Source organism: Pseudomonas sp. W15Feb34, from assembly GCF_023127765.1.
In the GTDB taxonomy this organism is placed as follows: Bacteria; Pseudomonadota; Gammaproteobacteria; order Pseudomonadales; family Pseudomonadaceae; genus Aquipseudomonas; species Aquipseudomonas synxantha_A.
Genome location: NZ_SPKN01000042.1, coordinates 19,311 through 33,749, shown reverse-complemented (window position 1 = coordinate 33,749; position 14,439 = coordinate 19,311). Strand labels below are relative to the sequence as shown.

Here is a 14,439-nt window from a genome sequence, read left to right as displayed (position 1 = left end):
CGAGGATTTACTGCTCTTCTGCCTTCTTGTCCCCATGGGACAAGCTGTAAACATACGCAGCCAGCAAATGCACCTTGTCATTGCCTTGCAGTTGCTCTTGCGCGGGCATCTGGCCCTGGCGGCCATAACGGATAGTCTGTTGCAGTTGCGCAAAGCTTGAACCGTAGATGAATGCGCCTGGATGCGTCAGGTCGGGCGCGCCCATGGCTGGCGTGCCTTTACCGGTCGGGCCGTGGCAGGCCACGCAGTTGGCGGCGAAAAGTTTCTCGCCGTTGGCGACGTCGGCCTTGGCGCCTTCGGGCAGTTTGCGGCCATCGAGTTGGGTCACCACAAAGCCTGCTACGTCAGCTACGCCTTGCTCGCCGATGACTTCGGCCCAGCCTGGCATCACTGCGTGGCGGCCTTTCATGATGGTTTCCTTGATGGTGTTGGGCTCGCCGCCCCAGCGCCAGTCAGCGTCGGTCAGGTTAGGGAAACCGTAGGCGCCCTTGGCGTCGGAGCCGTGGCACACCGAGCAGTTGGAGGCAAACAGGCGGCCGCCCATCTTCAGGGCTTGCGGGTCCTTGGCCACCTCTTCAATGGGCATCGATGCGAATTTGGCGAAGATCGGCCCGAACTTGGCTTCCGATCTGGCCATTTCCTTTTCCCATTCGTGCACGCCGGTCCAGCCGGTCTGGCCGTTGGCAAAGGCGGTTTGCTTGTCGTTGTCCAGGTAGTTATAGCCCGGCAGCAAGCCTTTCCAGTTACCCAGGCCGGGGTAGAGCACCAGGTAGCCGAGGGCGAAGACGATGGTGCCGACAAACAGCATGAACCACCATTTGGGCAGTGGGTTGTCGTACTCCTCGATGCCATCGAACGAGTGGCCGACGGTCTCGTCCGTCTGCTCGGTGCGCTGGCCCTTGCGGGTCGACAGCAGCAGCCAGGTCAGGGCGAAGATGGTACCCAGACTGAGGACTGTGACGTACAGACTCCAGAACGTAGTCATTCTTTGTTACTCCTAGAAGCTTGCTCGACGTGCTTGATGGCTTCGGGATCATCTGCAAAGGGCAGCATGGTCGCGTCGTCAAACTCCGACTTGCGCCGCGGGCTGAACACCCACAGCGCCAGGCCGACAAAGGCCACCATCACCACAACGGTGCCCAGGCCACGAATCATCCCGATATCCATGTAGGTCACCGTTTGCTTTTGATGATGGTGCCAAGGCCCTGCAGGTAGGCCACCAGTGCGTCCATTTCGGTCTTGCCCTTCACAGCGGCCGCTGCACCGGCGATGTCTTCGTCGGTGTAGGGCACGCCCAGGGTGCGCAAGACTTCCATCTTCTTCGCGGTGTCCTTGCCGTCGAGCTTGTTTTCCACGAGGAACGGGTACGCCGGCATTTTCGACTCCGGCACCACGTTGCGCGGGTTGTACAAGTGCGCACGCTGCCAGTCATCGGAGTAACGCCCGCCGACCCGGGCCAGGTCCGGGCCGGTGCGCTTGGAACCCCACAGGAACGGGTGGTCCCACACGCTTTCACCGGCGACCGAATAGTGGCCGTAGCGTTCGGTTTCGGCACGGAACGGGCGAATCATCTGCGAGTGGCAGCCCACGCAACCGTTGGCGATGTAGACGTCGCGGCCTTCCAGTTCAAGGGCGGTACGCGGCTTCATGCCTTCGACCGGCTTGTTGGTCACGTCCTGGAAAAACAGCGGCACGATCTGGGTCAGGCCGCCGATACTCACGGCAATGACCATGAAGAAGGCCAGCAGGCCGATATTCTTCTCGACTACTTCATGCTTCATCAGTGAGCTCCCACAACGGCGATCTTGGCGGCGGCTTCAGCTTGCGCCGGGTCGGAGGCACGCACGGTGCGCCAGACGTTGTAGGCCATCAACAACATGCCGCTGGCAAAGAATGCACCGCCCAGGGCACGCACGATAAAGCCCGGGTGGCTGGCTTGCAGCGCTTCGACGAAGGAGTAGGTGAGGGTGCCGTCATCATTGATCGCACGCCACATCAGGCCCTGGGTGATGCCGTTGACCCACATCGAAGCGATGTAGAGCACGGTGCCGATGGTCGCCAGCCAGAAGTGCGCATTGATCAGCCCGACGCTGTGCATCTGAGCGCGGCCGAACAGTTTGGGGATCATGTGGTACAGCGCGCCGATGGAGATCATCGCCACCCAGCCCAGAGCCCCGGCGTGTACGTGGCCGATGGTCCAGTCGGTGTAGTGGGACAGCGAGTTGACGGTCTTGATCGCCATCATCGGGCCTTCGAAGGTCGACATGCCGTAGAACGCCAAAGACACCACCAAGAACCGCAGGATGGGGTCGGTGCGCAGCTTATGCCAGGCGCCCGAGAGCGTCATCATGCCGTTGATCATGCCGCCCCAGCTTGGCGCCAACAGGATGATCGACATCGCCATGCCCAGGGACTGTGCCCAATCCGGCAGGGCGGTGTAGTGCAAGTGGTGAGGGCCGGCCCAGATGTACAGGGTGATCAGCGCCCAGAAGTGCACGATGGACAGGCGATAAGAGTAGATCGGGCGCTCGGCCTGCTTGGGCACGAAGTAGTACATCATCCCCAGAAAGCCCGTGGTGAGGAAGAAGCCTACGGCGTTGTGGCCATACCACCACTGGATCATCGCGTCCGTTGCGCCGGAATAGGCCGAGTAGGACTTGAACAGGTTCACCGGCAAGGAGGCGTGGTTGACGATGTGCAGCATCGCCGTGACCACGATAAAGGCCCCGTAGAACCAGTTGCCCACGTAGATGTGCTTGGTCTTGCGCTTGACGATGGTGCCGAAGAACACCAGGCCGTAGGTCACCCACACAATGGCAAGCAAAATGGCGATCGGCCATTCCAGCTCGGCGTATTCCTTGGTGGTGGTGTAGCCCAGGGGCAAGCTGATGATGGCGCCGACGATGACCGCCTGCCAGCCCCAGAAAGTGAAGGCGGCCAGGCCATCGGAGATCAGTCGCGTCTGGCAGGTGCGCTGCACGACATAGTAGGAGGTGGCAAACAGTGCACATCCGCCGAAGGCGAAGATCACCAGGTTGGTGTGCAGCGGGCGCAAACGACCGAAGGTCGTCCAGGGCAGGTCGAAATTCAATTGCGGCCAGACCAGTTGCGAGGCGATGAACACCCCGAGCCCCATGCCAAGGATCCCCCAGACCACCGTCATGATGGCGAACTGGCGGACTACCTTATAGTTATAAGCAGTCGGACTGATTGCTGTGCTCATTCTAAGGTTCCACGGTTTAGGTTTTTTTATAGGTAAAATCGGTCGCAAGTATGTAGAAAGCGAGGGGCCATTGCAACGCAATGGCTGACCTGTATCAATGCGTTCCACGCCAGATTCTGCGCCCTTTCCATGTTTGGCGTAAGGATTAAATCCGAAATAGAAAGCTGATCAAGTGGACAGGAATTTTAGGGAGCGCAACGGATACCGTCGCCTACGCCAGAATTGCTCCACTGTGGGAACAAGCGTAGACCCGAATGGGAGGGGGGGAAAGTTGGGTGTTGCGAGGGTGCGACACTTGGTCGCGACTTATGCCTGTGGCGAGGGAGCTTGCTCCCGCTGGGCTTCGCAGCGGCCCCAAAATCTTGGGAGCGCTTCGCACTCCAGCGGGAGCAAGCTCCCTCGCCACAGGTAGAGCTTTTACTGCGGTTGGCTGTCTGGCGTTGCACCATCAGTATTATGGGACAGGCTATACACGTACGCCGCCAGCAGATGCACCTTGTCATTACCCTGCAGCACTTCCTGGGCCGGCATCTGGCCCTGGCGACCATGGCGGATGGTCTGCTGCAACTGCGCCAGGCTGGTGCCGTAGATAAACCCGCTTGGTTCGGTCAGGTTCGGCGCGCCCATGGCTTCCACGCCGTGGCCTTGTGGGCCATGGCAAGCCACGCAGGTGGTGCTGAATGCGGCTTGGCCCGCGGCCAGGTCAGCGGTGTTGTCCGCCGGCAAGGGCAGCTTGGCCAGGTCGTGGCGCACATAGGCGGCGACGTTTTTCACCCCGTCCTCGCCCAGCACTTCACCCCAGGCCGGCATGGCCGCGTGGCGACCGGCCATGATGGTAGCCTTGATCGCTTCGGCCGAACCACCCCAGCGCCAGTTGTTGTCCGCCAGGTTGGGGAAGCCATAGGCGCCCTTGGCATCCGAACCGTGGCACACCGCGCAGTTGGAGGCGAACAGGCGGCCGCCCATCTTCAACGCTTGCGGGTCCTTGGCGACTTCTTCCACGGGCATCGCCGCGAACTTGGCGAAGATCGGCCCGAACCTGGCGTCGGCCTTGGCCATTTCCTTGTCCCATTCCTTGGTCTGGGTCCAGCCATCTTCATAGCCCGGCAGCACGCCTTTCCAGTTGCCCAGGCCCGGGTAGAGAATCAGGTAGCCGACGGCAAATACCAGCGTGCCGGCGAACAGCATGAACCACCACTGGGGCAGCGGGTTGTCGTACTCCTCGATACCGTCGAAGGCGTGGCCCATGGTCTGGTCGACGCTGCCCTTGGTTTCGCCCTTGCGGGTGCCGACCAACAGCCAGGTCAGGCCGATCAGGCTGCCGAGGGTCAATACGCAGATCCATGTACTCCAAAAAGTAGTCATGGCCGAGTGCTCCTTGTTACTGGCTCTGCTTGAGCGTCGGTTGGGGAGGGTTCATCGGCAAACGGCAGCATGGTCGCATCGTCAAACTCCGACTTGCGCCGTGGGCTGAACACCCACAGCGACAGGCCGATAAAGGCGATGGCGACCACCAGTGTGCCGAGGCCGCGGATGGTGCCCGCATCGAATTCAAATCCCATGGCTCACCTCTTGCTCTTGATGGCAGTGCCGAGCACTTGCAGGTAGGAAACCAGCGCGTCCATCTCGGTCTTGCCCTTGAGGCTGGCGACCGCGCCGTTGATGTCGTCGTCGGTGTACGGCACGCCGAGGGTGCGCATCACTTTCAATTTGGTCTCGGTGTGGCTGCTGTCGACGGCGGCGGTGACCAACCACGGATAGGCCGGCATTTTCGACTCCGGCACCACGTTGCGCGGGTTGTACAAATGCGCGCGGTGCCAGTCGTCCGAGTAGCGCGCGCCGACGCGGGCCAGGTCCGGCCCGGTGCGCTTGGAGCCCCACAGAAACGGGTGGTCCCACACGCTTTCGCCGGCCACCGAGTAGTGACCGTAGCGCTCGGTCTCGGCGCGGAACGGGCGGATCATCTGCGAGTGGCACTGCACGCAGCCTTCGCGGATGTAGATGTCGCGGCCCTCCAGCTGCAGCGCGGTGTAGGGCTTCATGCCTTCCACCGGCTTGTTGGTCACGTCCTGGAAGAACAGCGGGACGATCTGGGTCAGGCCGCCGATGCTCACGGCGAGCACCATCAGCAGCATCAGCAGGCCGACGTTTTTTTCAATCGTTTCGTGTTTCATCATCGACTCCTCAGGCCATCTGCGCTGCGGCGCTGATTTCGGCTGGCTGCGCCGAACGCACGGTGCGCCACGTGTTGTAAGCCATCAGCAACATGCCGGTGAGGAAGATCGCACCGCCCACCAGCCGCACGATGAAGCCAGGGTGGCTGGCCACCAGGGTTTCGACGAAGGAGTAGGTCAAGGTGCCGTCTTCGTTGACCGCACGCCACATCAGGCCCTGGGCGATGCCGTTGACCCACATCGAGGCGATGTAGAGCACGGTGCCGATGGTGGCCAGCCAGAAGTGCGCGTTGATCAGGCCGAGGCTGTACATCTGCTCGCGACCGAAGACTTTCGGGATCATGTGGTACAGCGCGCCGATGGAGATCATCGCTACCCAGCCCAGCGCCCCGGCGTGTACGTGGCCGATGGTCCAGTCGGTGTAGTGGGAGAGAGCGTTGACGGTCTTGATCGCCATCATCGGACCTTCGAAGGTCGACATGCCGTAGAAGGCCAGGGACACAACGAGGAAGCGCAGGATCGGGTCGCTGCGCAACTTATGCCAGGCACCCGAGAGGGTCATCATGCCGTTGATCATGCCGCCCCAGCTTGGCGCCAGCAGCACCAGTGACATCACCATGCCCAGGGACTGCGCCCAGTCCGGCAAGGCGGTGTAGTGCAAGTGGTGAGGGCCGGCCCAGATGTACAGGGTGATCAGCGCCCAGAAGTGCACGATCGACAAGCGATAGGAATACACCGGACGCTCGGCCTGCTTGGGTACGAAGTAGTACATCATCCCCAGGAAGCCTGCGGTGAGGAAAAAGCCTACCGCGTTATGCCCATACCACCACTGCACCATGGCATCCGTCGCACCGCCGTACAGCGAGTAGGACTTGGTCAGGCTGACCGGGATTTCCAGGTTATTGACGATATGCAGGATGGCCACGGTGATGATGAACGCACCGAAGAACCAGTTACCGACGTAGATGTGCTTGGTCTTGCGCTTCATGATCGTGCCGAAGAACACGATGGCATAGGCGACCCAGACGATGGTGATCAGGATATCGATCGGCCATTCCAGCTCGGCGTATTCCTTGGAACTGGTGTAGCCCAGCGGCAGGCTGATTGCGGCCAGCAAAATCACCAGCTGCCAGCCCCAGAAGCAGAACGCGGCCACTTTTGGCGCGAACAGCTGAGTCTGGCAGGTACGTTGTACCGAGTAGAAGGAGCTGGCGAACAGCGCGCAGCCACCGAAGGCGAAAATCACCGCATTGGTGTGCAACGGGCGCAGGCGGCCGAAGCTGGTCCAGGGTAAATCGAAGTTGAGCGCAGGCCAAACCAATTGGGCGGCGAGAAAAACCCCGAGCCCCATGCCGACGATGCCCCACACCACCGTCATAATGGCGAATTGGCGGACCACCTTGTAGTTATAGGCGGTACTTAAAGTAGTGTTCATGGTTCCCCATCCACGGTTCAACCCAAGCAAGTGCGGCACTTGGGCTGGAGTTATAGGCAGACTAAAAAGCGAGGCAAGCATGGGCAAAGAGCACAAGGCCAGTATTGACGGGGATCAATGGGCGCAGTGTGTGCGTGAACGCGGCTGGCTGTGGGATGTCGCCACGGGCACGGCTTCGGGCGAGCCGGTCACGCTGATCCTGGCCCACGGCGCCGGGGCACCGATGGACTCGGCGTTCATGAACGACATGGCGGCACGCCTTGCCGGGCATGGCGTGAGCGTGGTGCGCTTCGAGTTCCCGTACATGGCCCAGCGCCGTATGGATGGCGGCAAGCGCCCGCCGAATCCGGCGCCGAAACTGCTGGAGTGCTGGCGCGAGGTGTATGGCGAGGTGCGACGTCATGTCGCTGGGAAACTGGCAGTTGGCGGCAAGTCCATGGGTGGGCGGATGGCCAGTTTACTGGCCGATGAACTGGGCGCCGATGGGTTGGTGTGCCTGGGCTATCCGTTCTATGCGGTGGGCAAGCCAGAGAAACCCCGGGTGGAGCACTTGGCTGCGCTTACGACGCCAACGTTGATTGTGCAGGGCGAGCGTGATGCCTTGGGCAATCGGGCAGCGGTGCAGGATTATGAGTTGTCAGAGAGTATTGAAGTGATGTGGTTGGTGGCGGGCGATCATGACTTGAAGCCGTTGAAGGCTTCGGGGTTCAGCCATGAGCAGCACTTGGAGGCGGCGGCGGTGCAGGTGGCTGAGTTTCTCAGGGCCTGTTAGGGCCCTATCGGGGGCAAGCCAGCTCCCACATTGGACTGGGTTCACCTATTTCTATCGGTGAATACCGTCCAGTGTGGGAGCTGGCTTGCCTGCGATAGCGGTTTATCGGTTAAAACGCTCCACCAGCGAGTACTGGGTATTGGCGGTATGCGTCAACTCCTCACTCAACTGCGCCGAGTTCATCGCCTGCTCTGAAGTCTGATCCGCCAACAGCGCGATGGTGCTGATATTGCGGCTGATCTCCTCGGCCACGGCGCTTTGCTCTTCGGTAGCAGCGGCAATCTGGGTGGTCATGTCGGTGATATTGGCCACCGCCTCACTGATGCCCACCAACGCCTGATCCGCTTCCATCACCCGCGCTACACCCTCTTCAGCCTGGCGATGCCCGGCGTCCATGGTTTGCACAGCCGCAGCCGCCGTGTGTTGCAGCTTGGCGATCAGGGTATGGATCTGCCCGGTGGATTCGGCCGTACGCTGCGCCAGTTGGCGCACTTCATCGGCGACCACCGCAAATCCACGGCCCATCTCACCGGCACGCGCGGCTTCGATAGCGGCATTGAGCGCCAGCAGGTTGGTCTGGTCGGCGATGCCTTTGATCACATCGACCACGCCGCCGATTTCATCGCTGTCCTTGGCCAGTTGAGTGACGGTCACGCCCGTCTCGCCCACGGCCACCGACAGTCGCTGGATCGCCTCGCGGGTTTCCCCGGCGATATCGCGGCCGCGACCGGTCAGGCGGTTGGCTTCCTGGGTGGCATCGGCGGTGCGCTGCACATGGCTGGCGACTTCCTGGGTGGTCGCGGCCATCTGGTTGACGGCGGTGGCCACCTGTTCGGTTTCCACGCGCTGACGTTCCAGGCCGCTGGAGCTGCTGTGCGCCAGGGTGTTGGACTGCGCCGCTTGGTCGTTGAGGTGCTCGGCGGTGTCCTGCAGACGGGTCAGGCAGGTCTTCAGGCGCGCTTCCTGGCTGAGGATCGACATTTCCAGTCGGGCCTGGGCGCCACGGCTGTCGGTGTACATCTGCGCGATCAACGGATCGGAGGTGGTCTGCTCGGCCAGCCGCAGCAAGCGCTTGAGGCCGCGCTGCTGCCAGCTCAGGCCCAGCAGGCCCAACGGCACCGATAGCGCCGCAGCCAGGGCAAAGCCCCACTGGGAGGTGAGGGTGGCGCCGATCATGAAGCTCAGTTGGCTGACCAGGATAAACGGCAGCCAGTCCTGTAGCACCGGCAGCCATTTGTCGCGCTGGGGGATGGCCGACTTGCCCTGGTTGATGCGTTGATAGAGCGCCTCGGCCCGGCGGATCTGCTCGGCGGTGGGCTTGATGCGCACCGATTCGTAGCCGATCACCTGATTGCCGTCGAACACCGGAGTCACATAGGCGTTAACCCAGTAATGGTCACCGGTCTTGCAGCGATTCTTGACAATGCCCATCCATGGCAAGCCTTGTTTGAGCGTGGACCACATGTGCGCGAACACGGCCGAGGGCACATCCGGGTGGCGCACCAGGTTGTGCGGGGCACGGATCAGTTCGTCGCGGGTGAACCCACTGATTTCGACAAACGCGTCGTTGCAGTAGGTAATGACACCCTTGGCATCTGTGGTGGAGATCAACCGTTGCTGAGCGGGGAAGGTACGTTCGCGCTGGGTAACGGGTTGGTTATTACGCATGATTGTTCAATCCGCAAGGCTTTCAGGGGGTATCGGCCATGGCGGGCATTTATTTAACTTATTTTTGCAACAATCCTGGGAGCAGTGGGCTGGCTGTGGTGAGGGAGCAAGCTCCCTCGCCACAACAACTCGCTCCTACAGCAAGAAAGGCTCAGCCGGCCAGCATCGGGTAGGTGAACAGCCCGAAGTGCAGCAGATTCAAGCCAAAGTGCGTGGCAATCGCTGCGCCGAGCCCGCCAAAGCGATACGCCAGGCCGTAACCGACCCCGGCAATACTCGCCAGCATTACCCATTGCCAACCCGCACCAAAATGCGCCAGGCCGAATAACAGCGAGGCCAGCAGCAGCGCGAGGTTCTCGCCGTAGGGCAGGTGTTTGAAGCGCTGGCTCAGGCCGCCCTGAACATAGCCACGAAACAGTGCTTCTTCCACCAGCGTCACCAGCAGCAGGTTATTGAGTACCCACAGCCATGCCTGGTCCGGCCATTTGGGGGCCCAACTGATCATCCCCATCAGGGCCGCGCCACCCAGGGCAGCGATGGCGGTCAGGGTCAGTGCCAGGGCGGTGACGCAGATCGACAGGCGCAATGAACGTCGCGCCACAATCCACGGGCAGGCCAGCAACAGCCAGAAGCCGATCAGGGGTTTGTCCTGGTTCAGGTACATCGAGAAGGGCACTGAGTCCGGGGTAAAACGCTGGGGTGCAATACCTCGGCCATTGTAGAAACCCGGCAGCCAGTGCATCGCTAGCCCCAGGGCCAGGACGATAAACAAGCCGTGGCCCAGGTAGCGTGCCCAAGGAGTGCGTTGCTGGCGTACGGCGTAGCCGGCCACCAGCAACAGCGCCACTGACACCGCCGCCAGTATGCCCAGTTGGCCGTAGATCAAGGCCGTGACATAGCCAATGCAAAGTAGTGTGAGGTACAGCCAGGGCAGAGCAATCATGTGAAATCCTTAACAAAAACCGGGCGGCATTATAGCGAGTGGTCTGGTTCGAGGGCATGAAAACGCCTCCACGTACGAGGCAAGGGGGAAAGGATTGCAAAGTATGTTTGCGGCTGGTTATAGTCGTCGCGTCTTTCTCCCTTCAAAAAGATCAGCACATGCCAGCTTCCCAGCGCATAGCGGTAGTCGATTCAGCGGTCAACGCTGTGGTCGTGCCGTGCGGCGCAAAGCAGCCTGCGCAGATCAGTCACTACCCCCCACCTGTCAGTAGCACGCCGGTGTACGCAGTCGTATCACCGCCGGGCGTTGGCATTTCGGGCTGATCAGCTGTTTGCTGTTCCCCTGTGCCTGCCTGAAAAAAACCTACTGAAATTCAGTCCTTACTGAATCGGCTTTTTTGCCTGATAACAGGTGGTAACTCATGTCTGTTCTTTCGAAACAATCCGTGGCCGCGGCGGCCTCGACGAGCTTGTTTGTCTTGCTGTGGAGCAGCGGGGCGATCTTCTCCAAGTTGGGCCTGGCCCATGCTTCGCCCTTTGCCTTTCTGCTGATCCGCTTTGCCATCGCCCTGATGGGGTTGGTGGTGCTGGTGCCGATCCTCAAGTTGAAGCTGCCACGTCCCGGCAAGCCCATGCTGTATGCGGCGGCGACGGGCCTGGTGTTGTTGGGGGCCTACCAGATTTTCTATCTGCTGGCCCTGGACCTCAAAGTCACCCCCGGGGTGATGGCGACCATCATGGGCGTCCAGCCGATCCTCACCGTGGTGCTGATGGAGCGTCAGCGCTCGTTACGCCGGCTGTTCGGCCTGGGGTTGGGCCTGGCCGGGTTGATCATGGTGGTGTACCAGGGCATCGGGCTGGCGGGCATGTCCCTGGCCGGGATGCTGTTCGGGCTGCTGGCGCTGGCGAGCATGACGTTTGGCTCGATCATGCAAAAGCGCATCACCGACAACCCCTTGGGCACGTTGCCGTTGCAATACCTGGCCGGGATGCTGTTGTGTGCGGTGTTCGTGCCGTTCCAGCCCTTCCATTTCGAGCACAGTTGGGGCTTTTACCTGCCGGTGCTGTGGATGGGATTGGTGGTGTCAGTGCTGGCGACGCTGTTGCTGTATAGGCTGATCGCCCGCGGCAACCTGGTGAATGTCACCAGTTTGTTCTATCTGGTGCCAGCGGTGACGGCGGTAATGGACTACCTGATCTTCGGCAATCGCCTTGCGCTGTTAAGCGTGCTGGGAATGGCGTTGATCATCGTCGGCTTGGTGTTTGTATTCCGTAAACACTAAAACCTATCCCTGTAGGAGCAAAGCTTGCTGTGGCGAGCAAGCTTGCTTGCGCTGGGGGGCGAAGCACCCCCAGGAGCAAGGGCGCGCTCCTATAGTTTTTGCGGGCGCAGCACCAACCACAACGCCCCGGCAATCAGCACCCCGCCATACAGGTGAGCCATGGACAGCGGCTCATCCAACAGCAACGCCCCCCACAGCACGCCGAACGGCGGAATCATAAAGGTCACGGTCATCGACTTGACCGGGCCAATGGATGACAGCAGGCGGAAGTACAAAATGTAGGCGAACGCCGTACACACCAGCCCCAAGCCCAGCAGCGACGCCCACACCTGCCAGCCGCCCCAACTTGCCGGTGGATGGCTGATGGCGCTGTAGGCAAAGAGCGGCAATAGAAACAAGGTAGCGCCGAGCATACTGCCCAAGGCCGACAGGCGACTGTCCAGCCCGCCGCGCTGATCCAGCCAGCGTCGTGCCAGGAAACCGGCAAAACCGTAGCAGGTGGTCGCCAGCAGGCACGCCAACGCGCCCATCAACAATTGCAAATCAAAGGCCACTGGCCCCGCACGTGTGAGCACGGCGACGCCAAACAGCCCCAAGGCAACGCCCGCTATTTTCGACGGTGTCAGGCGCTCGCTGAAAAACAACCCGCCAATCAGCACGCCCATCAGCGGCGTGGTGGCGTTGAAAATCGCCGAATAACCCGCCGGCAGTACCTGCGCTGCCACTGAATACATGGTCGCCGGAATTCCGGAGTTGATCACCCCCAACAGCAAAACGGTCTTGAACTTGCCCTGGAAATCCCAGCTCACGCGCAGCATCGCCAGGATCACCAGCAACCCGGCGGCGGCAATCGACACGCGGAAAAACGCAGTCGGCACTGTGCCGATTTCCGGCGCAATGATGCGCATGAACAGGAAACTCGCGCCCCAGATGGCAGCCAGTCCCAGCAAGTAGAGGGTGTCAACAGGTCTCACGGAAAACTCCTACGCCAATCAGGCGGGGAGTGTTGCCCAGTGCTCAGGCCGACACAATCGCTAACTACGACGGCCCCTTAAAAATCCTCCTTCTCCTCCCAGCGTTCACTGGCTAAGCTCTGAGCTTCCCGCTACCCGTTCGAGGTTTCCCGCATGTCGCAGCCCGCCCTTGCTATCGCCCGGATGATCCTCGACGGTTTCGACGATTACCGTGAGCACTTTCGCCAGATCACCGATGGGGCCCGCGAGCGTTTCGAGAAGGCCCAGTGGCAGCAAGGGCAGGCGGCGTCTGCGGCACGCATCAACCTGTATGAAGAGAAAGTTGCCGAGGTCACTGCCCGCCTGCGCGCCGGTTTCGAAGCGAGTGCGTTGCAGGACATCGAGCTGTGGCCCTTGGTGAAAAGCGCGTATATCGGCCTGATCGACCTGCGCTTTGACGATGAGTTGTCCGAGACCTGGTACAACTCGATCTTCTGCGGCCTGTTCAGCCATGACCTGATCAGCGACGGCTGCATGTTCATCCACACCACCCGGCCGAGCCTGCGCCGGGCGCGGGCGGCGCAAACCCGGGTCTACACGCCGGCCGGTAAAATATCAGACATGCTGGCGCAGATTTTCTCTGACTACAGCTTCAGCGAGCCTTACGCCGACCTTCCTGCCGACCTGCGTCGCCTCGAAGCCCAACTGCGGGAAAACCTGCCGGATTGGGTATGCAAAGACCCGGACCTCAAGGTCGAGCTGTTTTCCTCCGTGCTCTACCGCAACAAAGGCGCCTATCTCGTAGGGCGCATTTATACCCGCGACGAACAGTGGCCGTTGGTCATCCCGTTGCTGCACCGCGAAGGGCGCGGCATCCAGATCGATGCGTTGATCACCGACGAAGCCGACGTGTCGATCATCTTCTCGTTCACCCGTTCCTATTTCATGGTCGACGTGCCGGTGCCTGCCGAATTCATCGGTTTTCTCAAGCGCATCCTGCCGGGCAAGCACATTGCCGAGCTGTACACCTCCATTGGTTTCTACAAGCACGGCAAGTCCGAATTCTACCGCGCACTCATCAACCACCTGGCCACCACCGACGACCAGTTCATCATGGCCCCCGGCGTGCGCGGCATGGTCATGAGCGTGTTCACGCTGCCGGGCTTCAACACCGTGTTCAAGATCATCAAGGACCGCTTTTCGCCGTCGAAAAACGTCAACCGTGCCACGGTGATCGAGAAGTACCGGCTGGTTAAGAGTGTCGACCGGGTAGGGCGCATGGCTGACACCCAGGAATTCGCCGACTTCCGTTTCCCCTTGAGCAAGTTCGAGCCCGAGTGCCTGGCCGAGCTGCTGGAAGTCGCGGCCGGCACGGTCGAAGTGGAAGGCGACAGCGTGCTGATCCGCCACTGCTGGACCGAGCGGCGCATGACCCCGCTCAACCTCTACCTCGACAACGCCAACCCCGCCCAGGTGCGCGAAGCCCTGGAAGACTACGGCCTGGCAATCAAGCAATTGGCGGCGGCGAATATCTTCCCCGGCGACATGCTGCTGAAAAACTTCGGCGTCACCCGTCATGGCCGCGTGGTGTTCTACGACTACGATGAAATCTGCTTTCTGACCGAAGCCAACTTCCGCCATATTCCCGCACCGCGCACCCCCGAGGACGAAATGGCCTCAGAGCCCTGGTACTCCATCGGCCCGCTGGACGTATTCCCCGAAGAGTTCCCGCCGTTCCTGTTTGCCGACGCTGGCCAGCGCAAGTTGTTCGACGAGCTGCATGGCGAGCTGTACAACGCCGATTACTGGAAGGGCCTGCAGGACGCGATTCGCGCCGGCAAGGTTATCGACGTATTCCCCTATCGCCGAAAGGACCCGCTGTAAGGCTTTCTCTTATGGGAGCAAGCCCCCTCCCACATGTTTGACCTGCCAGATAAGTCGATTTTCTGCCACACTTGCCGGCCGCGCATAACATAGATGACCGTCGAA

The 14,439-nt window shown here is 60.9% G+C and carries 14 protein-coding genes; 3 read left to right on the top strand and 11 right to left on the bottom strand.

Annotation, left to right across the window (positions count from 1 at the left end; all coding sequences use genetic code 11):
• Positions 1-7: 7 nt before the first annotated feature.
• The 8 genes from ccoP (E4O97_RS19125) to ccoN (E4O97_RS19090) form a co-directional block, all read right to left on the bottom strand.
• The gene (gene ccoP / locus E4O97_RS19125) at positions 8-985 is read right to left on the bottom strand and encodes a cytochrome-c oxidase, cbb3-type subunit III (RefSeq protein ID WP_216091936.1); all 978 of its coding nucleotides are present in this window, start codon (positions 983-985) and stop codon (positions 8-10) included.
• Positions 982-1,167 carry a CcoQ/FixQ family Cbb3-type cytochrome c oxidase assembly chaperone gene (locus tag E4O97_RS19120; protein WP_005790274.1) on the bottom strand — a complete coding sequence of 62 codons (186 nt, stop codon included), beginning with the start codon at positions 1,165-1,167 and terminating at the stop codon, positions 982-984. The genes ccoP (E4O97_RS19125) and E4O97_RS19120 overlap by 4 nt, the downstream gene beginning before the upstream one ends.
• 5 nt (positions 1,168-1,172) lie before the next feature.
• A complete protein-coding gene (gene ccoO, locus E4O97_RS19115; protein ID WP_003193167.1) occupies positions 1,173-1,781 on the bottom strand; it encodes a cytochrome-c oxidase, cbb3-type subunit II in 609 nt (202 codons plus the stop codon).
• Positions 1,781-3,223: a cytochrome-c oxidase, cbb3-type subunit I gene (ccoN, locus tag E4O97_RS19110; protein ID WP_248161962.1), complete on the bottom strand. Its 1,443-nt coding sequence runs from the start codon at positions 3,221-3,223 to the stop codon at positions 1,781-1,783. Before ccoN (E4O97_RS19110) ends, ccoO (E4O97_RS19115) begins: the two co-directional genes overlap by 1 nt.
• A 417-nt stretch (positions 3,224-3,640) precedes the next feature.
• Positions 3,641-4,588, bottom strand: a complete 948-nt coding sequence (gene ccoP / locus E4O97_RS19105; protein ID WP_078822028.1) for a cytochrome-c oxidase, cbb3-type subunit III — start codon at positions 4,586-4,588, stop codon at positions 3,641-3,643.
• The gene (locus E4O97_RS19100) at positions 4,585-4,785 is read right to left on the bottom strand and encodes a CcoQ/FixQ family Cbb3-type cytochrome c oxidase assembly chaperone (protein ID WP_032879966.1); all 201 of its coding nucleotides are present in this window, start codon (positions 4,783-4,785) and stop codon (positions 4,585-4,587) included. Before E4O97_RS19100 ends, ccoP (E4O97_RS19105) begins: the two co-directional genes overlap by 4 nt.
• A 3-nt stretch (positions 4,786-4,788) precedes the next feature.
• Positions 4,789-5,397, bottom strand: a complete 609-nt coding sequence (ccoO, locus tag E4O97_RS19095) for a cytochrome-c oxidase, cbb3-type subunit II (protein WP_003193159.1) — start codon at positions 5,395-5,397, stop codon at positions 4,789-4,791.
• A 10-nt stretch (positions 5,398-5,407) separates the two neighbouring features.
• Positions 5,408-6,832: a cytochrome-c oxidase, cbb3-type subunit I gene (gene ccoN / locus E4O97_RS19090; RefSeq protein ID WP_005790268.1), complete on the bottom strand. Its 1,425-nt coding sequence runs from the start codon at positions 6,830-6,832 to the stop codon at positions 5,408-5,410.
• Between the two features lie 79 nt (positions 6,833-6,911).
• Here ccoN (E4O97_RS19090) and E4O97_RS19085 point away from each other — a divergent pair, with 79 nt between their 5' ends.
• Positions 6,912-7,604 (top strand): alpha/beta family hydrolase, encoded by a 693-nt coding sequence (locus tag E4O97_RS19085; RefSeq protein ID WP_248131086.1) that lies wholly within the window; start codon positions 6,912-6,914, stop codon positions 7,602-7,604.
• A 102-nt stretch (positions 7,605-7,706) separates the two neighbouring features.
• Here E4O97_RS19085 and E4O97_RS19080 read toward each other — a convergent pair whose 3' ends face one another.
• Both E4O97_RS19080 and E4O97_RS19075 read right to left on the bottom strand, forming a co-directional pair.
• A complete protein-coding gene (locus E4O97_RS19080; RefSeq protein ID WP_032879969.1) occupies positions 7,707-9,272 on the bottom strand; it encodes a PAS domain-containing methyl-accepting chemotaxis protein in 1,566 nt (521 codons plus the stop codon).
• A gap of 151 nt (positions 9,273-9,423) precedes the next feature.
• Entirely contained in the window at positions 9,424-10,215 is a 792-nt protein-coding gene (locus E4O97_RS19075; protein WP_078822027.1) for a CPBP family intramembrane glutamic endopeptidase, read from the bottom strand.
• A gap of 421 nt (positions 10,216-10,636) precedes the next feature.
• Between E4O97_RS19075 and E4O97_RS19070 the strand changes: the two genes are divergently transcribed.
• Entirely contained in the window at positions 10,637-11,497 is an 861-nt protein-coding gene (locus E4O97_RS19070) for a DMT family transporter (protein ID WP_248161961.1), read from the top strand.
• Between the two features lie 89 nt (positions 11,498-11,586).
• Here the strand turns inward: E4O97_RS19070 and E4O97_RS19065 are convergent, their stop codons facing one another.
• Positions 11,587-12,471, bottom strand: coding sequence for a DMT family transporter (locus E4O97_RS19065; RefSeq protein ID WP_032879973.1), 885 nt, complete (start codon positions 12,469-12,471; stop codon positions 11,587-11,589).
• A 153-nt stretch (positions 12,472-12,624) separates the two neighbouring features.
• Between E4O97_RS19065 and aceK the strand changes: the two genes are divergently transcribed.
• Positions 12,625-14,334: a bifunctional isocitrate dehydrogenase kinase/phosphatase gene (aceK, locus tag E4O97_RS19060; protein WP_078822025.1), complete on the top strand. Its 1,710-nt coding sequence runs from the start codon at positions 12,625-12,627 to the stop codon at positions 14,332-14,334.
• Positions 14,335-14,439 lie beyond the last annotated feature (105 nt).